The sequence below is a fragment of the Rhodococcus sp. NPDC079359 genome (assembly GCF_040702585.1).
Classification (GTDB): domain Bacteria; phylum Actinomycetota; class Actinomycetes; order Mycobacteriales; family Mycobacteriaceae; genus Rhodococcoides.
On record NZ_JBFBLH010000008.1, the window covers coordinates 1 to 20872 of the forward strand.

Annotated in this window: 20 protein-coding genes and 1 rRNA gene; 14 read left to right on the forward strand and 7 right to left on the reverse strand. The window is 64.6% G+C overall.

Features of this window, described 5'->3' with window-relative positions; all coding sequences use genetic code 11:
• Both rrf and AB0362_RS18670 read left to right on the forward strand, forming a co-directional pair.
• Positions 1-88: ribosomal RNA gene (gene rrf / locus AB0362_RS18665) — 5S ribosomal RNA — on the forward strand; the annotation flags it as partial.
• A 797-nt stretch (positions 89-885) separates the two neighbouring features.
• A complete protein-coding gene (locus AB0362_RS18670) occupies positions 886-1503 on the forward strand; it encodes a DUF6188 family protein (protein WP_317810791.1) in 618 nt (205 codons plus the stop codon).
• Here AB0362_RS18670 and AB0362_RS18675 read toward each other — a convergent pair.
• Positions 1482-2231: a DUF2071 domain-containing protein gene (locus tag AB0362_RS18675; RefSeq protein ID WP_283347500.1), complete on the reverse strand. Its 750-nt coding sequence runs from the start codon at positions 2229-2231 to the stop codon at positions 1482-1484. The two genes, AB0362_RS18670 and AB0362_RS18675, sit on opposite strands and share 22 nt — an antisense overlap.
• 23 nt (positions 2232-2254) lie before the next feature.
• Complete coding sequence (locus AB0362_RS18680) at positions 2255-2923, reverse strand: SIMPL domain-containing protein (protein ID WP_300522450.1); 669 nt, start codon at positions 2921-2923, stop codon at positions 2255-2257.
• A gap of 87 nt (positions 2924-3010) precedes the next feature.
• Here AB0362_RS18680 and AB0362_RS18685 point away from each other — a divergent pair, with 87 nt between their 5' ends.
• The gene (locus AB0362_RS18685; protein WP_317533749.1) at positions 3011-4003 is read left to right on the forward strand and encodes a 2-oxoglutarate and iron-dependent oxygenase domain-containing protein; all 993 of its coding nucleotides are present in this window, start codon (positions 3011-3013) and stop codon (positions 4001-4003) included.
• On the opposite strand, the gene AB0362_RS18690 is transcribed toward AB0362_RS18685, so the two are convergent.
• Positions 3997-4425 carry a DoxX family membrane protein gene (locus AB0362_RS18690; protein WP_149407892.1) on the reverse strand — a complete coding sequence of 143 codons (429 nt, stop codon included), beginning with the start codon at positions 4423-4425 and terminating at the stop codon, positions 3997-3999. The genes AB0362_RS18685 and AB0362_RS18690 overlap by 7 nt on opposite strands.
• A gap of 34 nt (positions 4426-4459) precedes the next feature.
• Here AB0362_RS18690 and AB0362_RS18695 point away from each other — a divergent pair, with 34 nt between their 5' ends.
• Positions 4460-5527 (forward strand): DNA polymerase IV, encoded by a 1068-nt coding sequence (locus AB0362_RS18695; protein WP_317533748.1) that lies wholly within the window; start codon positions 4460-4462, stop codon positions 5525-5527.
• On the opposite strand, the gene AB0362_RS18700 is transcribed toward AB0362_RS18695, so the two are convergent.
• The 3 genes from AB0362_RS18700 to AB0362_RS18710 form a co-directional block, all read right to left on the reverse strand.
• Complete coding sequence (locus tag AB0362_RS18700) at positions 5528-6232, reverse strand: Tellurium resistance (protein WP_068051137.1); 705 nt, start codon at positions 6230-6232, stop codon at positions 5528-5530.
• A 117-nt stretch (positions 6233-6349) separates the two neighbouring features.
• Entirely contained in the window at positions 6350-8101 is a 1752-nt protein-coding gene (locus AB0362_RS18705; protein WP_317533747.1) for a pyruvate dehydrogenase, read from the reverse strand.
• Positions 8102-8287: 186 nt separating this feature from the next.
• Entirely contained in the window at positions 8288-9340 is a 1053-nt protein-coding gene (locus AB0362_RS18710; protein ID WP_317533746.1) for a LacI family DNA-binding transcriptional regulator, read from the reverse strand.
• 112 nt (positions 9341-9452) lie between these two features.
• Between AB0362_RS18710 and AB0362_RS18715 the strand changes: the two genes are divergently transcribed.
• The 10 genes from AB0362_RS18715 (at position 9453) to AB0362_RS18760 (ending at position 20203) form a co-directional block, all read left to right on the forward strand.
• A complete protein-coding gene (locus AB0362_RS18715; RefSeq protein ID WP_317533745.1) occupies positions 9453-10487 on the forward strand; it encodes a formamidase in 1035 nt (344 codons plus the stop codon).
• A 159-nt stretch (positions 10488-10646) separates the two neighbouring features.
• The gene (locus tag AB0362_RS18720) at positions 10647-11279 is read left to right on the forward strand and encodes a flavin reductase family protein (protein ID WP_317533744.1); all 633 of its coding nucleotides are present in this window, start codon (positions 10647-10649) and stop codon (positions 11277-11279) included.
• The gene (locus AB0362_RS18725) at positions 11276-12169 is read left to right on the forward strand and encodes a carbon-nitrogen hydrolase family protein (protein ID WP_317533743.1); all 894 of its coding nucleotides are present in this window, start codon (positions 11276-11278) and stop codon (positions 12167-12169) included. The genes AB0362_RS18720 and AB0362_RS18725 overlap by 4 nt, the downstream gene beginning before the upstream one ends.
• Entirely contained in the window at positions 12147-13178 is a 1032-nt protein-coding gene (locus tag AB0362_RS18730; protein ID WP_283347516.1) for a hypothetical protein, read from the forward strand. Before AB0362_RS18725 ends, AB0362_RS18730 begins: the two co-directional genes overlap by 23 nt.
• A 1-nt stretch (position 13179) precedes the next feature.
• Positions 13180-14439 carry an FAD-dependent monooxygenase gene (locus AB0362_RS18735; protein ID WP_317533742.1) on the forward strand — a complete coding sequence of 420 codons (1260 nt, stop codon included), beginning with the start codon at positions 13180-13182 and terminating at the stop codon, positions 14437-14439.
• Positions 14436-15866, forward strand: coding sequence for an MFS transporter (locus AB0362_RS18740; protein WP_231893678.1), 1431 nt, complete (start codon positions 14436-14438; stop codon positions 15864-15866). The genes AB0362_RS18735 and AB0362_RS18740 overlap by 4 nt, the downstream gene beginning before the upstream one ends.
• Complete coding sequence (locus tag AB0362_RS18745; protein WP_317533741.1) at positions 15866-16717, forward strand: FAD binding domain-containing protein; 852 nt, start codon at positions 15866-15868, stop codon at positions 16715-16717. Before AB0362_RS18740 ends, AB0362_RS18745 begins: the two co-directional genes overlap by 1 nt.
• On the forward strand, positions 16714-19080 hold the full coding sequence (locus tag AB0362_RS18750; RefSeq protein WP_317533740.1) for a xanthine dehydrogenase family protein molybdopterin-binding subunit: 2367 nt from the start codon (positions 16714-16716) through the stop codon (positions 19078-19080). Before AB0362_RS18745 ends, AB0362_RS18750 begins: the two co-directional genes overlap by 4 nt.
• Positions 19077-19580, forward strand: a complete 504-nt coding sequence (locus AB0362_RS18755; protein WP_149407882.1) for a (2Fe-2S)-binding protein — start codon at positions 19077-19079, stop codon at positions 19578-19580. Before AB0362_RS18750 ends, AB0362_RS18755 begins: the two co-directional genes overlap by 4 nt.
• On the forward strand, positions 19577-20203 hold the full coding sequence (locus AB0362_RS18760) for an SRPBCC family protein (protein WP_317533739.1): 627 nt from the start codon (positions 19577-19579) through the stop codon (positions 20201-20203). Before AB0362_RS18755 ends, AB0362_RS18760 begins: the two co-directional genes overlap by 4 nt.
• 1 nt (position 20204) lies before the next feature.
• Here AB0362_RS18760 and AB0362_RS18765 read toward each other — a convergent pair whose 3' ends face one another.
• Complete coding sequence (locus AB0362_RS18765; RefSeq protein WP_317533738.1) at positions 20205-20870, reverse strand: aspartate/glutamate racemase family protein; 666 nt, start codon at positions 20868-20870, stop codon at positions 20205-20207.
• Between the last annotated feature and the right edge of the window lie 2 nt (positions 20871-20872).

Below are 20872 nucleotides of genomic sequence, written 5' to 3' on the forward strand. Positions count from 1 at the left end.
CGGTCCCATTCCGAACCCGGAAGCTAAGCCCTCCAGCGCCGATGGTACTGCACTCGACAGGGTGTGGGAGAGTAGGACACCGCCGAACACAACATCCCAGAATGGCCCCCGACCACGGTCGAGGGCCATTCTGCATTTCGAAACCACACACACCACAAACTATCCACGAGCATCCGACGAACGCGCGCGCATTCGCGACGATCCGGGCCTGACCTCGGCGGGCAGACTGACGACGCGACCGCGGACGCTCTTACGAACGCAGACGCGCGCGCATTCGCCATCCGCGCGCACAATCGCGCCCCGACCAGACACCAATTCCCGCGCACCCGACGAACGCGCGCGCATTCGCTTACAGCCCAGGCCTGGACCTGGATGCGGTCAGACGACGCGACCGCGGACCACGAATACGAGCGCAGACGCGCGCGCGTTCGCTATCCGCGCGCACCCGGCGAACGCACGCGCATTCGCGGCGATGCATAGGCGGCAGCAACTGCCATGCCTGCAATAGCGGACCCACGAGCTGCCCGGCACCCCAGCCCCCACCCCCTCCGACACACACACGCGCGCGTTCGCTATCCGCGCGCGGAATCGCGCCCCGACCACTCACCATTCCCCGCGCACCCGACGAACGCGCGCGCATTCGCGACGATCAGGGTTTGGACCCGGGTGCCGGCTCCACACTGTCGCCCCCGAGTTGCCTACGATGGTGGTCCCGACACAGACGCGCGCGCGTTCGCCATCCGCGCGCACAATCGCGCCCCGACCACTCACCAATTCCCGCGCACCCGACGAACGCGCGCGCATTCGCTCGCCGCCGGGTCCAACATCCTCTCCCCGGCGAGGCTTTGTGGGTGTCGACGAGATTCTGTGGCACAGTCGATGTCGATGAAACTTCCCGTCGAACGGCGCCGTGTCAGCAGAATTCTGCTCGATTTCGATCTGAGTATCGAGTTCGACAACGGTGCCAGCGTTGCTTTCAGTGAGGTAGTGATCGATGGCCTCACTGTCGATGAAGACAATCAGTTCGAGGGTCTACGAGCTTTCGCAACACTGCACGGTCTTGTATGCGAGGACGCAGACTACGACGAATCCGGTGTTCTCCGTCTGACGTTCGAGGGCAGGCAAAGGGTGGTGGCCGCCCCGCGAGACGAAGTCGAATCCTGGGAGTACACCGCGGTGGACGGTTCGACCGTGTTGTGTGGACCGGGAGGGGCCGTCGAATCGTGGCCCGCACCCGAGCACCCGAAGGCGGAGACCCCGACCGTCGAAAGGCTTCCTTCGATCGGTGCCTCTGTGGTCCGACTCTCGACCGGCGACGATCCTGCCGTCGAATTCTCCGACGGCACGAAGCTGTTGTTCGACCTCGCGCTCGACGCCGGGTATCTCGTACTGCGGGAGAGTGTGACGTCGAGCTCCCACTCGGACGGTGCTGCCACAGAGGGAGATTGGGTCGTCGAACTATCCTCGGGGCACGTTATCTTCTACCGGCCGCGCACGGTGTAGGGCTTGCCGAACTGAGTTTCTACACCGGGGGAGTACAGCACCGAGTCGGGTGGCCGGGTACTGACATCGGGTAGGCCTGCCGCAGCGACGAGCTCGTCGGAGCAGTGGGTGAGTTGAGCATCGACCAGCTGCCAGTGTCGGTGCACGTTCGGTACGTAGAGCAATCGCCCTGCCAACGATGTGTGCAAGCCCCATCGCGCGGTGAGGAAGACCGCGAGTGCGTCCTCGGACATATCGCGAGTTCCTCGGACGATTCCGAAGTCCGTTGTGGCACCGCGACGCGGGGGAGCGAGTCTCCGACTTCGATAGCCGATTGTCGTCGTGTCGTCGTCTATGTCGATCGACGACCAGCGATAGGGAATGCGAGCGGCGTTGGTGCCCAGAACGACTGCGAGTCTGGATGCCTCGAGGGATCGGAACACGACGCCGCGTCGACCTTCCGCGTCGATCGAGTACAGGCGCACGTTGATCTCACCGAACGTGCCGAAGTACGGAACGGGGTGACGGTAACCGAGGCCGGCACCGACCATATGGAAGCCGATCAGCCCGACCCATGACGAGCCGTCGAATTCGTCGGGCGTGCACCCGCGAGGCAACAGCGGGGCGACGGCCGAACTCGGAACTCGCCAATGCAGAAAGACGAGCCGTTCCCAGCGCTGATCCATCAGGATCGGACGCGGCAGCAGCGGCGGCCGCGGCCAGAGGCGTCGGGCATCGTCTCGATTCATGATTCGAGCCTAGGCGCGACGCGTCAGGAGGCCGTGAACCGGGCGTGCACGCTCGCGGAGATCGTGATGTTCTCGGGTTTCAGTGCGAATCCGGCAGGGGTCGACTGCGCGGCGAACATGCGAGCGGAGGGCTCGGCTCCACCATGTTCGGTGGTCCCAGGAAGCAGGCCCGGGTCGGCTATCGCCACAGCGTTCACGCCCGTACGGCCCAGGCTCGATGCATAGGCCTCGGCCTTGGAGACGGCGTCGCGCACAGCGAGTTCTCGGACCGCGAGAGTACGAGCGGTTCTGCTGGATTCGGTGAGGTCCCAGCCGAAGTGGTCGATCGACACTCCTTCCAGTGCAGAGGCTGCGTAGACGAACGCGTCCACCAGATCGAGTTGGCTGAACTGCACCTCCACCGACGCCTCGGCTTGGTAGACGTAAGGGAGTTGTTCTCCGTCGTTGTTGAACGGGCGGTGGCGCGAGTGGCGCACCTGATCCACCGACCAACGATCGATCGGTCCGCCGTCGCTGTTGTAGAGCGGCTCGACCAGTCTCGTGAGTTCCCGGACGAGTTGCTGAGCGGGTTCGGACGCGGACTCCGCCGTGCGGCCGTCGGTGCGAACGGTGAGCGAGAGTGTGCACTGCTCTGGTGGGTAGGTCGCTGCGCCGTGACCGACGACGGTGATGTCGAGTGCTTCAGGGCTCATGGCGTCCAGTCTGGCATCCACGCGCCGATATTCATCGAACCTCAACAGTGCTGGCCGACGCGTCAGGTGCGGAGGACAATTGCGAGCATGCTTCCCGTTCTGGATCTCGGTCTGGCCGATGACGACCCCCGCTCGTTCGAGCTGTCGCTGCGTGAAGCGGCTCACGGGTCCGGCTTCTTCTATCTCGTCGGACACGGGATCGAGAACGCACGTATGCACGATGTGCTTCGCCTAGCGCGTGAGTTCTTCGCCGTGCCGGACCATGTCAAGGACGAGATCAGTCAGCTGAAGAGCCCGCACTTCCGCGGTTACTCGCGGGTGGGTGGCGAGCTGACCAACGGTCGGGTGGATTGGCGGGAGCAGATCGACATCGGTCCCGAACGTCCGGCGATCGAGGGTGCGGCGGGCTACTGGAATCTTCAGGGCCCCAATCTCTGGCCTTCGCAGCCCGCACGATTCAGAGAGACGTTCGAGCAGTGGGAACGGACGGTGTCGGGTCTTGGACTCCGGCTGCTTCGGCACTGGGCACATTCCCTGGGAGCGCCCGAGACCGCGTTCGACGACGCTTTCGCCACCGCGCCCGCGACACTGATGAAGGTCGTGCGTTACCCGGGCACTTCCGATCATTCGCAGGGCGTCGGTGCGCACAAGGACTCCGGGGTGCTGACGCTGCTGCTCGTCGAGCCGGACTCGACCGGCCTGCAGGTGGAGACGACGCCCGACACCTGGATCGACGTGCCGCCAATGGACGGGGCGTTCATCGTCAACATCGGCGAGCTGTTGGAAGTGGCGACCGGCGGCTATCTACGGGCGACGCGGCATCGGGTGGTCGCGCCCGGGCCCGGCACCGATCGAGTCTCCGTGCCACACTTCCTGAGCCCCGCCCTCGATGCCGTCGTACCTGTCATCGAACTGCCACCGGAGTTGGCGCTGCAGTCACGAGGCGTCGAGAACGATCCCGACAACCCCATCTACCGCACCTACGGCGAAAACGCGTGGAAGTCCCGAACGCGAGCGCACCCTGACGTGGCGCAGTTGCACCACGGCATTGCCCCAGCAGAGCAACGGTCGACCTACTGACTCCTGCTGCGTCCATGTCGTGACTGTCGGTACTGCGCCCATGCCCCGGTGCACCACAGTGCCCAGAGGATCAGCAGGGGCTGGAACAGCAATCGGATTCCTCGCGCAGTGTCGGAGTCGAGGCCGAACGCATCGGTGTGCGTGAGGAACTGTGAGATGTTGCCGGGGAAGACCGCGACGAAGAACGCTGCGACCACCCAACCCACGAGCGGCGCGCGAGCCGTCCAGAACAGCAGTGCCAAGCCGAGCACGATCTCCACGACGCCCGATGCCAGTACGACGAAGTCGGTGCTCAGCGGCACCCACTCGGGAACCTGCGCTGCGAACGTCTCGCGCGCCCAGAAGAGATGACTGAGGCCGGCGAAGACTAGGAACGCTCCCAGTACTACTCGCCCGATGGTGCGAGATATCGATTTCGTCATGGCGTCATGAGACACCACGGGCAGACTGAGCACTATGACCGGGAGTACACCGACCGACTCAGCGCGGCACCGATGGGTACTGCACGTCGACCTCGATCAGTTCATCGCTGCCGTGGAAGTGCTCCGCAATCCGGATCTGGCGGGCAAGGCAGTGGTGGTCGGCGGCAGGGGAGATCCCACCGAGCGTGGGGTGGTCTCGACCGCCTCCTACGAGGCGCGTGCGAAGGGCGTCGGATCCGGAATGCCACTGCGCGTCGCCGCGAAGAAGATTCCCGACGCCGTCTTCCTCCCCGTGGACAAGCCGGCGTACGACGAGGCGTCGGCGATGGTGATGGACACTCTGCGGACGTTGGGATTCGTCGTCGAGGTGATCGGTTGGGACGAGGCTTTTCTCGGTGTCGAGACCGATGACCCCGAGGGGGTAGCGAAGACAGTGCACGACGCTGTCTTCGACGCGACGGGGTTGCATTGCTCGGTCGGTATCGGGGACAACAAGTTACGAGCCAAGATCGCCACCGATTTCGACAAGCCGCAGGGCGTCTACCGGCTCACACAGGACAACTGGTTCGAGGTGATGGGCGATCGCAGTACCGATGCGTTGTGGGGGATCGGCAAGAAGATCTCGAAGAGGCTGGCCGCCCTCGGCATCTCGACAGTCCGAGAACTTGCCGATGCCGAGGACGCGGACCTCGCCGCCGCGTTCGGGCCGAAGATCGGTCCGTGGCTCGGTACGAAAGGACGAGGCATCGACCTCGCACCGGTGACGTCCGAGCCGTGGGTTGCACGGTCGCACAGTCATGAGATCACGTTCCAGACCAACGTCGCCGACTGGGCGGTCATCCGAGACGAGGTGGCCGGTTTGACGTCGAAGGTGTTGGCCGACATCGAGGCCGAGAACCGGCCGGCAGTTCGAGCTGCACTGAAGATTCGCTACGCGCCGTTCGAGACGCATACCGTCAGCGCACCGATCGTCGGCGCGCCGACCTTCGATCCGGAGATTCTGACCTCTGCTGCGGTGGCGCTCGTCGATCGCCTCGACCACACGAGAGAGGTTCGATTGATCGGCGTCCGGCTGGAAATGATTCCGCCGCAACCTCTCTGACTACTTGCGGCCCGCCGCCCAGCGCAGTCCCCAGCCGTACTTCTTGTCGAGATCGGCCTGGCTCCCCTGGATGTACTCGACCTCGCGGGTGACGGTAATGCCCGCAGAGGTGTTCTCCAACAACGCGATCGAGCAGATTCGCGCGGAGTTCTCGGCAGAGTCGAGGCGTACCTCTACCTGCGGTCCGCTGGTGGGGTAGAGCGTCACCACTCCGTCCACTGCGGCCCAGTTCGGTGCGCCGTCGTAGATCATCGCGAAGATCAGGATTCGAGCGAACTTCTCGGGATGGGCAAGGTTGATGTGCATGTTCTCGCCGCCGCTGACCGAACCGGAGCGATCGTCACCGTCGAGCGCGATGAACGGGGCATCCTGCAGTGAACCGAAGCTGTTTCCGAGTGCCTGGACGACGCCTTTGGAACCGTCGCGCAGTTCGTAGAGGCAGCCGAGGTCGAGATCGACACCGCCGGAGCCGTACGACGCCGCGGCCAGCTTGGCCAGGAAGCCCTTCTTCTTCGGCTGTGCCGCGGGTGCGCCGGTCGACCAATTAAGGTTCACCCGCATCGAACCCTGCTTCTCACCGGACTTGGTGAGGCTGATCGTCGGTGACGCCTTGGACAGCGTCACTTTGCTCAGGCTGACGGGAGCTCCGCTTTGCTGCGCTGGGTTCTGCCCGGTCGAGGGCTTGCGGGTGTAGTCGATGGCCATGGTTGTGCCTTCCGGAACGGTCGGTTACCGGATCGAGGTGTCCGGTTTGGGCGGTGTGTCGACAATAACTGCCCGCCCGATCACCTCGATGATCGCACCGCTGCGTACGAGACGTTGCTACGGCCGTGGCACGTTGCGCAGATTCGACTTGGCCATCCGGACTGCCTCGCCGACGCCACCGTTGAGCACGACCTTGCTCATCGCGAGCGCGAATCCCTTGATCTGCTCCCCGGTGATGGTCGGCGGCACCGACAGCGCCATCGGGTCGGTGATCAGCTGGACCAGTGCCGGACCGTCGACCGCAAAAGCGGTTTCGAGTGCGCTGCGAATGTCACCGGGCTGTTCGACGCGTTGTGCGTGGATGCCGGCGGCGGCAGCGATGCCGGTGTAGTCGACCTGCGGCACGTCGACGCCGAAGTCGGGCAGACCGTCGACGAGCATCTCGGCCTTGACCATGCCGAGTGTGGAATTGTCGAACAGCACGATCTTGACGGGCAGCTTGTACATCGCGACGGTCAGGAGTTCGGAGAGCAGCATCGAGAACCCGCCGTCGCCGGAGATCGAGACGACCTGGCGGCCCGGGTTGGCGAATTGCGCGCCGATGGCGTGCGGCAAGGCATTGGCCATGGAACCGTGCAGCATCGACGCGACGAAGGCCCTTCTGCCGGTGGGGTTGATGTAGCGCGCGGTCCACACGTTGCACATTCCGGTGTCCGTGGTGAAGACGGCGTCGTCGGCGGCGAGGTCGTCGAGCACCGACGCGGCGTATTCGGGGTGGATGGGAACGAGCTTTTCGGCGTTGCGGGTGTATGCGCCGATCGTCTTGCCCATGAGGTCGTTGTGCTTGTCCACCCACTTCTCCACGTACCGGCGGTCGGTTTTGCGAGTGACCAACGGCTGCAACGCATTCAACGTCGCGAGAACATCACCGTGGATCGGGTACTGCACCGAGGTTCGGCGTCCGAGCTTCGTCGGATCGATATCGATCTGTGCGGTGGTGACGTCCTCCGGCAGGAACTGCTGGTACGGAAAATCGGTGCCGAGCAGGATGAGCAGGTCTGCGTCGTGGATACCCGCATGGGCTGCGCCGTACCCGAGCAAGCCCGTCATTCCGACGTCGTACGGGTTGTCGTACTGGATGAACTCCTTGCCGCGCAACGAATGTCCGACGGGAGCGCCGATCGTGTCGGCGAACGCGACCACCTCGTCGTGGGCGCCCTTGACGCCGTAGCCGGCGAAGATGGCAACCTTCTCGGCGTTGTTGATGGCGTCGGCCAGCTTCTGGATGTCCGCCGCAGGCGGTGTGACGACCGGTGTGGACGGAACGGCAATGGGATCCATCGTGCCGGACGCCGACAGCTCGGCGATGTCTCCGGGGAGTGTCACGACCGACACCCCGCCGCCGGTGATGGAGGCGTTGATCGCCGCGCGGAACACCCGGGGAGCCTGGTCGGCAGTGGAGACGAATTCGTTGTAGAGCGAGCATTCACCGAAGAGACGGTCGGGGTGCGTTTCCTGGAAGTAGCCCGAGCCGATCTCGCTGCTGGGAATGTGCGACGCGATCGCCAGAACCGGTGCGCCGGAACGGTGTGCGTCGTAGAGGCCGTTGATCAGATGCAGGTTCCCGGGCCCGCAGGAGCCGGCGCAGACGGCCAACGTGCCGGTGGTCTGCGCGTCGGCCGAAGCAGCGAACGCCGCCGCTTCCTCGTGTCGGACATGAATCCAGTCGATACCGCCCTTGGCCGATCCACCGGTACGGCGCACCGCGTCGACCACCGGATTGAGACTGTCGCCGACGATGCCGTAGATGCGCTGAACGCCGGCGTCGACGAGTCCTCGAACGAGTTGATCGGCCACTGTGGTGGGCATGTCACTGTCTCCTCAAAATTCGGTGACGCACCGATGTGCCTCGGCTGCGTCTTCTCGACGCCTTCCCTGGACCGAGGGTCTGCCAAACATGGAAGTGCACGTCGATGAGGGCCGTCACGAGGAAAGTGCTGGTAGAACGCCGTGGCGATCTCCGTCACGTCGCACTACGCCCACCGATGACTGCGGTTACCCGCCGACCGGCGAGAACTGTGTCGGTGCAGTTCGCCCCGGAACCGTGGAATCGCGGACGACCAGTGTCGGTGTGAGTGCCACCGAGGACACCGGCAGTCCGTGGGTGACGGCCAGCAGCATTTCGGCTGCGCGTGTGCCGATTTCGCGGTGCGGACTGTGAATTGTCGTCAAGGGCACCGTCAATTCGCTGCAGATCGAGATGTCGTTGTAGCCGACGACCGCAATGTCGCGTCCCGGCTGTAGTTTCGCTTCGCGCAGGACTCCGAGGACTCCGATGGCGCTGAAATCGTTGGTCGCGAAGATCGCGGTCGGAGGTGTCGGTAACGCCAGAAGTGCTGTGGCCCCGCGTCGTCCGGCCTCGGGATCGAAGCCCTCTTCCCGTACGTACTCGTCGGGAACGTCGATGCCTGCATCGCGGAGGGCAGCTCGGCAGCCCTCCGATCGGTCGATTCCGGTGCTGGCCCACGCCGGGCCGGACACGATCCCCACTCGGGTGTGGCCGAGCCTGGCCAAGTGCTCGCCGGCAAGGTAGCCGCCCCGATGGTCGTCGCACGTCACCGAGGTCATCCCCGGGTATCTACGGCTGATGAGTACGAACTTGATCCCTCGGCGGTGAAGGTCCTCGAGGTTCTCGCTGTCGAGGCGAGCATCACCGAAGATCAGGCCGTCGACGTTGCGGCCGAGCAACAGATCGATGCGGCGACGCTGCTGAATCGGATCGTCGTGGGTGTTGGCGACGAAGGTCTCGTACCCGGCCCGGTTCGCTGTTTCCTCGATGGCGTCGTACATCGCCGAGAGCACCACGTCGGTCAATCGTGGGACGAGTACTCCGAACGCGGTGGACTTCTTGGTGGTCAAGCTCGCCGCGTTGGGGTTGGGGACGTACTCCATCTCGCGGGCCAGCTCGAACAATCGCAGATCTCCGGCGCTGGCACCGGCCGGGTCGAGCGCGACGCGTCGTAGAGCTCGGGAAACGGTCGAGACATGCACTCCCGCAGCAGCTGCAACCGTTTTGAGCGTGACGCTTCCCGACGTAGTGCTGTCCACTGGCGGTTCCCCTCGGTCCTCCGTCGGCGCTGCCCCGACCCCTGATGACCCCTAAGCTAGCACCGTGCGCAATCGTTTGCGCAACAAGTTGCTCTCGAGGAACGGACATTCGATGACAGGTTTGGGTGGTCTCAATCCATCGCCGACGTCGCTCACACTCGGCCTGGTTCAACAACAGGTTCCGCTGATCACCAGCATGGCCGACGTGGATGCGACGACCGATCGCGTATGCAGGCAGTTGCGTGAGGCGAAGGCTGGATTCTCGGCCCTGGATCTCGTGGTGTTCCCGGAGTATTCGCTGCACGGCTTACGTAAGTCCTCGTGGGCATCCGACGAGGTGATGTGCGATATGGACGGTCCGCAGGTGGAGCAACTGCGTGCCGCGTGCCGCGAGTCGAAGGTCTGGGGGTGCTTCAGCATCATGGAACGCAACCCGGGCGGGGCGCCGTTCAACTCCGGAATCATCGTCGACGACCGAGGCGACGTAGCCCTGTACGTCCGCAAACTGCATCCCTGGACGCCCAAGGAGCCCTGGGAGCCAGGCGATATGGGTCTGCCGGTCTGCCCGGGGCCCAAGGGTTCGGTTCTGTCGTTGTTGATCTGTCATGACGGGATGTTCCCCGAAGTCGCCAGGGAGGCGAGCTACCGCGGTGCCAACGTGCTGCTGCGCACGGCCGGGTACAAGTTTCCGCTGCGGCAGTCCTGGCGTATCACCAACGAGGCCAATGCCTTTCACAACTTGGCGTACACGGCATCGGTGTGTCTGGCGGGGGAGGACGGCAATGGCATCCCGTCGATGGGCGAGGCGATGGTGTGCGACTACGAAGGAACCATCGTCGAGCGCGGCGATTCGACACCCGATCGAGTGGTGACGGTATCGATCGAGCCGTCCCGCGCCGATGCGGCACGTCGAGAATGGGGAGTCGAGAACAACATCTACCAACTGGGGCATCGCGGGTTCACTGCCCTGGCCGGTGGCGCGCAGGACTGCCCGTACACCTACGTTCGCGACCTGGCCGACGGAACCTATCGACTGCCGTGGGAGGACGAGGTGCGCATCGTCGACGGGACGTCGGAGGGGTACGGGCCCCCGCGTAGACCCGACAGTGCAACCGATTCGGCGCGGGCCGGTCTGCGCGGCGAGTAAGGCGGAGGTTACGCGGCCGGTGCCCGTGTAACGGTGCCATTAATTGGTTCCGGATTTGTCGCCCAAAGCTCGACATCGAGCTCGAAACCCCTCTATCGTCAGAGCAACGCAATCGGTTGCACGATCGGTTGCACAGCAAGCGAAAGAAGGCTCGTTTCGATGACTTCCCAGGTAGGCGACTCTCTGGAGCTCACGGATCGCACCCGCCACGACATCGATTCGATGTCTTCGGGGGATGTGTACAAACTGCTGTCCTGCGCGGTGCAACCTCGTCCGATCGCGTGGATCTCGACCGTCTCCGGCGACGGCGTTCGCAACCTGGCACCGTTCAGCTTCTTCAACGTCGCCTCGCGCAATCCGGCGACGCTGATGATCTCCATCGGCGAGCGCATCGGGTCCCCCGGAGAGCTCAAGGACACGTTGGTCAACATTCGCGACACCGGCGAATTCGTCGTCAACATTCCGTCCGCCGACACCGTGGATGCGGTGACCGCGAGTTTCGCCACCGTCGATGCGGAGATCGACGAGTTCGAGCTCTCGCAGATGACCGCGGTGCCGTCGGTGTCGGTCTCGGCTCCGTCGGTCCTCGAATCCCTGGTCTCGCTCGAATGCCGAACGTTGCAGGAAATTGCGCTCGGCTCGGACACCCTGGTACTCGGGACCGTGACGACGGTGACCAGCAGGCCCGGGTTGCTCACCACCGACCTGCATGTCGACACACTCCAACACCGATTCCTCGGCAGGTTGGCCGGCCCGTTCTACACCACCGACATGAACCGGGTGGCGCAATGACCACGTCGGCCCGCCTGCGCGGCGTCGACACCCAGCCGGTGGTCGACACGTTCGATATCGCTGTGGTGCAGACCGGTTCGCGGACCGGTGCCTGGCAGCAGAACATCGATGCAGTGGCCGCAGAAGTGCGTACGCTCGCCGCCGCCGGGTCCAAGCTGATCGTCCTACCCGAATTGTTCGCCAGCGGTTACGATCTCGACGACCTCGATTCGATGGCCGAGTCGGTACCCGGTCGTACATCGATCGCGCTCGGTGAGCTCGCTGCCGATACCGACACGGTTCTGGTGACGGCCATCGTGTTTCGTGACTCCGCAGGAGTCGTCTTCGACAGCTCGCTCGTCGTGGGTCCGGACGGCCTGCTGGCTGTGGGACACAAGCGTTTTCTCTGGGACCGAGAGAAATCGGTGTTCACTCCTGGCGCGGAGAGCGGACTGCTGGTCAGCACTCCGTTCGGCACCATCGGCGTCGTGATCTGCTACGAGGCAGGCTTTCCCGAGACGGTCCGCGATCTGGTCCAGCGAGGAGCCGATGTCATCGCCGTGCCGTCCGCATTCGGGCACGTTCGCCTGCACGTGTGGAAGCTACTCACCCGGTCCCGTGCACTCGAGAACGGCGTCGTAGTCGCGGCCGCCGGACTCACCGGACAGGCCGGCGACGGCCCACGGTTCGCGGGCCACAGCGTCATCGTCGGACCGCAGGGGCGCACCATCGTCGAGATGGACGAGGGCGTCGGATCGGTATCGGCCACAGTGACTCGACGCGAGATGCTCGACGCACGCGACGAAGTGCCCTATCTGAAAGACCTTGCCCTACTGGGCGGTATCACCGAGACACGGACGACCGAGAACGATCACGAGAGGAACCGAGATGTTCGATCTGCGATCAGCTGATCTGTTGCGCGCATTCACCCGTCAGCTCGAGCTGTGCAAAGTTCAGCCCGGAGAGCAGGTGGTGATTCTCGCGGAACCGTCGAGCCGCGGTGATTACATCTCGGCTGCCTTCGGTGCGGCCCAGAGCCTGGGTGCCCAGGTGCTCGCGGCAACGGTCCCCGGCGGTAGTCCGGCGCCGATGCCGAGCACCCACACCGGGGCAGGCCCCGGCCTGGTGTCGGTCATGAACAGTTCGGTGGCTCAGGACATGCTCAAGGGCGCGGACCTCGTGGTCGACCTCACCAGTGAAGGCTTCATCCACGCGCCCATCCAGCAGGAGATCCTGGCCGCCGGAACGCGCATCATCTTCGTCTGCGACGCCCCGGACGTGTTGATCCGCAACATGCCCCAGGACGGCGACAAGGAGCGAGTACAGGCCGGTGTCGACCTGATCCGCAACGGTTCGACCATGCGCATCACCAACGAGGCCGGCACCGATCTCACCGTGCAACTGAGCAATTCGCAGCCCGAGTTCCAGGTGGGCTTCGCCGACGACAAGGGCCGCTGGGATCATTGGCCGTCGACGATGGTGCTGTGCTGGCCGGAGATCTCCAACGGAAAGATCGTGCTGTCCGAGGGCGACATCTTGTTGCCGTTCAAGGAGTACGTCCGAGACGAGACGACGCTGACGGTCACCAACGGTCACATCGACGAGGTCACCGGCGGCGGCGAGGCGGCGCTGCTCAACATGTTCTTCGCCGACTCCAACGACAAGTGGGCGCGCTACCTGTCCCACATGGGCTGGGGACTGATGAAGACCGGCGACTGGTTCGCGGCCGCGATGTACGGCAAGGACGACATCATGGGCATGGACGCCCGCGCGTTCGCCGGCAGCTTCCTGTGGTCCACCGGCCCACACCCCGTACTCGGCCGAGACTCCTACGCACACCTCGACATCGGAATGCGCGCCTGCACCGTGTCCATCGACGGCATCGATGTCGTCACCGAGGGTCGATTGGTGGAGAGCTGACATGGCACCGATCGAAGTAGTGATCGCAGGCGGTGGCCTGGGCGGTCTGACCGCGGCGCTCTCGCTGCGGCACAGAGGAATTCAGGTGACGGTACTCGAGGCCGCTGCCGAGCTGGGCGAGGTGGGCGCGGGAATTCAGACCGCTCCCAACGCCAGCCGTATCCTCATCGCCCTCGGGATGCGCGAGAAGCTCGAAGCGATCAAGACCGAGCCGATGGATCAGGTGCGAAGGCGCTGGGAGAACGGCAAGGTCATCGCGCTCACCGCGCTCGGCGAGTACTGCAAGAAGACGTTCAACGCCCCGTACTGGCACTATCACCGCGCAGACCTGCACTCTGCCATCCACGCGCAGTGTCTCGACCCCGACGGCCCGGGCCCGATGGTGGTGTTCGAGACCGACGCGAAGGTCGTCGAGGTCGATCGAAAGAATCCGACGCGGCCTGTCGCGGTCACCGGAACCGGTAAGCGCTACGAATCGGACCTGCTCATCGGAGCCGACGGAATTCGCTCGACGGTGCGCGATCTCATCGGTCTACCCGATACGCTCGTGTTTTCCGGCGAAATGGCCTATCGCGCACTCATTCCGGGTGATCGCATCGTCAAGGATCCGGCCACTCGCTGGCTCGTCGACCGATACCAGAGCACCATCTGGTACGGACCGGACCGGCACCTGGTGCACTACATGATCCGTAACGGCGAATACCTCAATGTCGTTGCGCTGGCTCCGTGTACCGACGAGGTCCGCGACGGTGGACCACGGCTCGTCGGGCCCGAGGAACTGATGGGGACATTCCCGGATTGGGACGATCGCGCCCACGCGATGCTCTCCAAGGCCGACGAGAACGTGCTGTGCCAGGCGCTCTACTACCGCAGGCCCGACCCGCGGTGGACCGACGGCCGCGTCGCGCTGCTGGGCGATGCGTGTCACGCCATGCTGCCGTATCAGGCACAGGGTGCTTCGCAGGCCATGGAAGACGCGGCAGTGCTGGCCGAGGAACTCGCGAAGGTCACCTCGAGCGGGATCGACGAGGCGTTGGCGCGCTACGTCTTTCGCCGGGCCAGGCACGCGCGGATGGTGCAGGACGCGAGCCTGCAGAACAAGACTTTTTATCACATACCCGATGGACCCGAGCAGCAGAAGCGGGACGCGACACTGGCGTCGTTCGATGGGGAATCCGACATCTCGTACGACTGGCTGTGGAGCGGTACCCCGCTCGACGACAGCGACGACGAGAAATTCCATTACTCGTTCGTCCGATGACGACCTCGGACCACAACACCGCGCCGGAGGCTGCGATGAAGACTGGTGATCAGGTAGTACAGGAACTCCCCTGGAAATGGGGTGTGCAGGGCAAGATCTTCATCATCGGCGGGCTGGGCTACATGTTCGACGCCTGGGACGTGGCGCTCAACGGCTTCTTGACCCCGCTGCTCGGAAGCTACTGGGACCTGTCCCAAGCCGAGCGCGGTCTGGTCGCCACCGGCAACCTGATCGGCATGGCCGTCGGGGCCGTCGTGTGGGGCACGATCGCCGACCGAGTCGGACGTAAGCGTGCATTCTCGTTGACGCTGTTGATCTTTGCGCTGTTCTCGGTCCTGGGAGCGTTCGCGCCGAGCTTCGAGATCTTCATCATTCTGCGGTTCCTCGCCGGGTTCGGCCTCGGTGGCTGCATCCCGGTGGACTACGCGTTGGTCAGCGAATTCTCACCGCGTCGGATTCGCGGCAAGATTCTCTCCGCCATGGATGTCTGGTGGCCGATCGGTGCCACCATCTGCGGCGTCGTCGCCACGCTGCTCGTCCCGATCGACGGCGACGTTCGCTGGCGCTACATGCTGCTGTTCATGGTTCTGCCTGCGCTGCTGCTGTTCTGGGTCCGACGCGGCATCCCGGAATCACCCATCTACCTCGCCAAGGTCGGTCGTGAGGCCGAGGCCCGCGCCGTCATCGACGACATGGTGACCCGTACCGGATCCGAGGCCGTCGACTACGTCATCGTCGCCGACACCGCCCCGAAGGGACCGGGCGGAATGAAAGCCGCTCTGACGCAGCTGAAGTCGGTCTGGCGCTACAGCCCGCGCATCACCGCCGCAGCCTGGATGCTTTTCGTGTCCATCATGCTGCTCTACTACGCAGCGCTGAGCTGGATGCCGTCCATCCTCCGCGCCGAGGGCTACGGAGAGTTCGCAGCCTTCGCCGGTACGACGCTGATGACCGGCGTCGGCATCGTCGGTGTGCTCACGTCCGCGTTCATCGTGGAGATCTTCGGACGCAAGTGGGTCATCGGACTGTCCGGCCCGATCGCGGGTAGCGCGCTGGTCATGTTCGCCGTCATGCTCGACATCCAGTCGGCTGCGCTGATCTGGCTCGGCATCTTCGGATTCGTCATTCAGCTGACCATCCCGGTCCTGTACTGCTACGTCTCGGAGTTGTACCCCACCAACATCCGCGCCTCGGGATTCGGCTACGCGTCCTCGGTCAGTCGGGTCGCAACCGGCTTCGCGCCGCTGTTGTTCGGCTCCGTCATGTGGCCGATCCTGGGTCTTCCGTTGACCTTCGGCATCGTCACCGCGTTCGTGTTGTTCGCGGTGATCTGGATGGCGTACTTCGCACCCGAGACCAAGGGTCGCGAACTCGACACCCTCGTCGACGAACCCACCGAGGTCGTCGCAGGCGAGGCTCGAGTCTGATGAAGCCCGCGCAGTTCGACTACCACCGGGCGCGCGATGTCTCGGGTGCAGTGCGGCTGCTGTCCGAGCTGGGCGAGGACGCGAAGATCATCGCCGGAGGCCAGTCCCTGGTCGCCATGATGAACTTCCGCCTCGCCCGGCCCGGGCACCTGGTCGACGTGGGTGGGTTGAACACTCTGCAGTACATCCGCCGGGAATCCGACGGCCTGCACATCGGAGCGCTCACCACCCACCATGATGTCGAATGTGGCGACGTGGGAACGGATTTCGGTGTCCTTCGCGAGGCCATGCGGTGGGTGGGGCACTATCCGATTCGCACCCGCGGGACCGTCGGGGGCAGCATCGCCCATGCGGACGCCACCGCGGAATGGTGCTTGTTGGCCATACTGCTCGACGCCCGCATCGTCGTCGAGAGTGTGCGGGGGCGGCGAACCGTCGAGGCAGACTCGTTCTTCTTCGGGTACTACTCCACCGATCTCGCGTTCGACGAGATGATCGTCGAGATCGTGTTCCCGAACCCGGCACCGCACGCTGCGGTCACCGAATACGCAGAGCGGCAGGGAGATTTCGCGATCGTGGGCGCAGCGGTGTCCCTCGATCTCGACGGCGTGGCCGTGGTCGGCGGACGGGTTGCCCTCGCGGGAGTGGGAGCAACTCCCGTGCGATCGCCGGCAGGGGAAGCCGTCCTGGCCGCAGGCGGGACCTTCGCAGACTGCGCGGATGCCGCAGCCGAATCATTGGAACTGGAGGACGAGGGCATGGTCACCGCCGAGTACCGCCGCACCCTGGTGCGCACGTTGGTCGCCGAAGCCTGCAGCGACGCACTGGTATCGCAGGGGGTGCCCACGTGAGCGTCGATCAGGTTCTCACGCCGAAATTCGTCGGCACCTCGGTCGCACGCCGGGAAGACCCGCGGTTGCTCACCGGCCGAGGCAGATTCGTCGACGACATCGCGATGCCGGGAATGTTGCACGCCCAGTTCGTCCGCAGCACCGTCGCGGCCGGATCGATCACCGGTCTCGACGTCGGTGATGTCGCCGGAGTCGAGGGGGTGCGCGGCGTCTTCACCGCGGCGGATTTGGACCTGCGGCCGATCCGCGCCGAGTTGTCGCGTCCGCTCAGCGAATTCGTGCCCACCGACATGCCCGTGTTGGCGCACGACGTGGTGCGCTACGTCGGTGAGCCACTGGCCATCGTCGTCGCCGCCGATGCCTACAGCGTCGAGGACGGGCTCGAGGCGGCACGAGTGTCGTACCGGACCGTCACCGCCGTCACCTCCGCAGATCAGGCCATGTCCGATGACGTTCCCCTGGTTCACGATTCGGTTCCGAACAACATCGTCGTGGACGTGCAGATGTTCGCCACCGACGGCATCGACGAGATCTTCGACGACGCGCACACCGTGGTGTCGGTGCAATCCAGAACCGGCCGGCAGAACGCGCTTCCACTCGAGACCCGCGGATGCATCGCGTACTGGGACGATCGCGACGAGCAGCTGATCATCTACATTTGTACTCAGGTGCCACACCAGGTTCGGACCGTCACCGCGCTCTGCCTCGGGCTGGACGAGCGCCAGGTGCGCGTCGTGGTACCCGACATGGGCGGCGGGTTCGGGCAGAAGTGCGTCGTCGGCCGCGAGGAGATCGCCGTCGCCGCAGCTGCGTTGAAGCTCCGCCGTCCCGTGAAATGGATCGAGGATCGCAAGGACGCACTGACGGCGTCGTTCCTGGCGCGCGAACAGCAGTACGACGTGCGGGCAGCATTCGATTCCGAGGGCCACATCCTCGGCCTCGACGCGGACGTCGTGTGCGACATGGGCGCGTACTCCTGCTACCCGTTCACTGCCGGCATCGAGCCGCTGATGGCCTCGGCGGAAATGCCGGGGGTGTACCAGGTTCCGGCGTACCGGGTGCGAGGCCGTTCCGTGTTCAGCAACAAGGCACCGACCGCGCCGTACCGCGGCGTGTCCCGGCCGCAGTACGTCATGGTGATGGAGCGGCTGTTCGAGCGAGCAGCCCGTGAACTGCAGCTCGATGCGGTGGAGATCAGGCGGCGCAACGTCATCACCGCCTTCCCGTACACCGGCGTCAACAACATCACCTACGACCCGGGCTCGTACCTCGAGGCGCTGAACCTGTGCGAGCAGACCCTCCGTGACGGCGGTTGGTACGACGTCCAGGAGCGGGCAACCGCAGACGGCCGACACATCGGCATCGGATACTCGTGCTTCAGCGAGCGAACCGGATACGGCAGCAGCGCATTCGCGGCGCGCAAGATGAACGTGGTGCCCGGGTTCGACATCTCGGAGGTCAAAATGGACACCTCCGGCACGGTCGTCGTGACCACCGGAACGATGAGCCACGGTCAGAGTCACGAGACCACGATGGCTCAGATCGTCGCCGATCGCCTCGGCATCGGCGTCGAACAGGTCAAGATCGTGCAGGGCGACACCGATCGGATCACCTACGGCTTCGGCTCGTTCGCCTCTCGCTCCATCACCATCGGCGGCAGTGCGGTGGCGTTGGCGTCGAACAAGCTGGGAGACAAGCTCTGTGAGATCGCAGCGCATCTGCTGGAGACTCGCGACGACAACGTCGAGTTGGCATCGGGGCGCGTACGTCAGCGCGACGACCACTCGAAGTACGTCACCTACCGGGACATCGCCGACGTCGCGTATCTGAAGGCGCAGCTGCTGCCGAAGGGCGTGGAACCCGGATTGTCCGCGACGGCAAGCTTCGACGTGTTCAACGACGGCACCTTCTCCAACGCCACCCACGGCGTTGTGGTCGAGTTGCACGAGGGCACCGGACGAGTGGAGATCCTGAAGTACGTGTGCGTCGAGGACTGCGGCGTCGCGATCAACCCCAAGATCGTCGAGGGCCAGTGCCGGGGTGGGATCGCCCAGGGCATCGCCGGGGCGTTGTTCGAGCAGGTGTCGTACGACGATCACGGAAATCCACTGTGTGCCAGCTTCATCGACTACAAGGTGCCGACTGCCTGCGAGATTCCGGACATCGAGATTCACCACCTCGAAACTCCCTGCCTGTTCACCGAATCCGGAGCCAAGGGAGCCGGTGAGGGCGGAACGATCGGTGCACCCGCCGCTGTGCTCAACGCCGTCAACGACGGATTGCGCTCCACCGGAGTCGAACTGAACGACACACCGATCACCCCCGTGGCAGTACAGGCGGCATTGGCGAAGGGCAGGCCATGAGCAACAAGCAACTGATCGAACTGAACGTCAACGGCACCGTCCGTGAGGTGATCACCGAACCACGCCGAACTCTGGTCGACGTACTGCGGCACGATCTGCAGCTCACTGGAACGCATGTCGGCTGCGAGCACGGCGTGTGCGGAGCCTGCACCGTGCTGATCGACGGCAAGCCGGCCCGCGCGTGCCTGACGTTCGCAGCGCAGGTGGAGAACTCGGACATCGAGACCGTCGAATCACTCGGCATCGACGGTGAATTGAACGATCTGCAGCAGGCCTTCGCAGACCATCACGGTCTGCAGTGCGGGTTCTGTACACCGGGGTTCCTGATGTTGGCCGAGGGCTACCTCGCCGACAACCCCGATGCCACCAAGGAACAGATCCGCGAGGTGGTGGCGTCGAACTACTGCCGCTGTACCGGGTACCAGACCATCGTCGAGGCCATCGACTCGTGCGCCGAGCAGCGCCGCTGCGCCGGCTGTGTGAACGGAGTTCCCAAGTGATACTGACCAATACACTCGATATCGACGCGTCCGCCGAGGACGTGTTCCGGCTGATCAACGACGTCGAGAAAGTCGCGACCTGCGTACCGGGGGCGGCCATCACCGGTAAGGACGGCGAGACCTACCTCGGCGGCGTGAAGGTCAAAGTGGGCCCGATCAGCGCGTCGTACGCCGGCACGATTCGGTTCCTCGAGGTCGACGCGGAGACCCGCACGCTCACACTCGAAGCCAAGGGGGCGGACTCGCACGGCAACGGCGACGCCGAGGCCCAGGTCGATCTGGCGGTCGAGGCGCTCGGTGATCGATCGCGGTTGACCCTGAATACCGATCTGGTGATCAGCGGAAAGATAGTCTCGTTCGGCAAGGGCGCGATCGTCGCGGTGTCGAACAAGGTCCTGCAACAGTTCGCCGTCAATCTCGGTGCGCTGCTCAGTGGTTCGGCCACGGCCGAATCGACCACGCCTGCAGCTGTCAAGGCTGCTGTTGCGAGCCCGATGGGCGGCGAATTGAACGCGATGAGCCTGATGCCCGAACCGGTGCGCAAGTACGCACCGATCGCGGGCATCTTCCTCTCGGGAATGGTCGAGGGCTGGCTGGTGTCCAGGGCCTTCGGACGTCGATAGTTCAGCTGCGTACCGCGTTCGAGATTCTGTCGAAGACCATCGCAACGGCACTCGGAACCGGCTCGATGACGTCCACGTCGGTGCGCAGTGCCAGCCGCCGGGCCGAATCGCTCAACGGACCGCCGCCGATGACGACCGCCGTCGCTCCGGCGGCGACTGCTGCATCGACCGCTGCTCCCAGTTCGACGACGCTCGATGCGAGGTCCTCGGCCAGGACCAACGGCGATGACGCGGTGAGGAACACACCCGCGAAATCGCCGTCGGGCACGGTGGCACGGGTCAGTGCATCGAGTTGGGCGGCGAGATCGGCTGTGGTGGTGGCGATCGCGAAGCGCCGACCACCTCGTGCAGCGTGCAGGATTCCTGCCTCGCCGATCCCGACGACCGGAATGTCGACGAGGGTTCGGAGTTCGGCGGCACCGGGATCACCGAACGCGCCGACGATCACCGCTGCCGGGCCATGGTGCTCGATCGCGTCGAGGGCCGCGGTTACGACATCCGGTCCGGCAGCACGCAACTGTTCGGTGCCGGTGATCATCGCCGGTCCGGTACCCGCGGTGACCCCGACGACGGTGAATTCTGTGTCGTGGACACAACGCCGCGCGACGTCGACGAGCAGCTGCGTCGTTGCAGTGTTCGAGTTGGGGTTGATCACGAGAATCTTCACTG

Excerpts from the sequence above, each read along its gene's own strand:
- AB0362_RS18670 (WP_317810791.1), top strand. The coding sequence starts at position 886 with ATGAAACTTCCCGTCGAACGGCGCCGTGTCAGCAGAATTCTGCTCGAT.
- AB0362_RS18675 (WP_283347500.1), bottom strand. The coding sequence starts at position 2,231 with ATGAATCGAGACGATGCCCGACGCCTCTGGCCGCGGCCGCCGCTGCTG.
- AB0362_RS18680 (WP_300522450.1), bottom strand. The coding sequence starts at position 2,923 with ATGAGCCCTGAAGCACTCGACATCACCGTCGTCGGTCACGGCGCAGCG.
- AB0362_RS18685 (WP_317533749.1), top strand. The coding sequence starts at position 3,011 with ATGCTTCCCGTTCTGGATCTCGGTCTGGCCGATGACGACCCCCGCTCG.
- AB0362_RS18690 (WP_149407892.1), bottom strand. The coding sequence starts at position 4,425 with ATGACGAAATCGATATCTCGCACCATCGGGCGAGTAGTACTGGGAGCG.
- AB0362_RS18695 (WP_317533748.1), top strand. The coding sequence starts at position 4,460 with ATGACCGGGAGTACACCGACCGACTCAGCGCGGCACCGATGGGTACTG.
- AB0362_RS18700 (WP_068051137.1), bottom strand. The coding sequence starts at position 6,232 with ATGGCCATCGACTACACCCGCAAGCCCTCGACCGGGCAGAACCCAGCG.
- AB0362_RS18705 (WP_317533747.1), bottom strand. The coding sequence starts at position 8,101 with ATGCCCACCACAGTGGCCGATCAACTCGTTCGAGGACTCGTCGACGCC.
- AB0362_RS18715 (WP_317533745.1), top strand. The coding sequence starts at position 9,453 with ATGACAGGTTTGGGTGGTCTCAATCCATCGCCGACGTCGCTCACACTC.
- AB0362_RS18720 (WP_317533744.1), top strand. The coding sequence starts at position 10,647 with ATGACTTCCCAGGTAGGCGACTCTCTGGAGCTCACGGATCGCACCCGC.
- AB0362_RS18725 (WP_317533743.1), top strand. The coding sequence starts at position 11,276 with ATGACCACGTCGGCCCGCCTGCGCGGCGTCGACACCCAGCCGGTGGTC.
- AB0362_RS18730 (WP_283347516.1), top strand. The coding sequence starts at position 12,147 with ATGTTCGATCTGCGATCAGCTGATCTGTTGCGCGCATTCACCCGTCAG.
- AB0362_RS18735 (WP_317533742.1), top strand. The coding sequence starts at position 13,180 with ATGGCACCGATCGAAGTAGTGATCGCAGGCGGTGGCCTGGGCGGTCTG.
- AB0362_RS18740 (WP_231893678.1), top strand. The coding sequence starts at position 14,436 with ATGACGACCTCGGACCACAACACCGCGCCGGAGGCTGCGATGAAGACT.
- AB0362_RS18745 (WP_317533741.1), top strand. The coding sequence starts at position 15,866 with ATGAAGCCCGCGCAGTTCGACTACCACCGGGCGCGCGATGTCTCGGGT.
- AB0362_RS18755 (WP_149407882.1), top strand. The coding sequence starts at position 19,077 with ATGAGCAACAAGCAACTGATCGAACTGAACGTCAACGGCACCGTCCGT.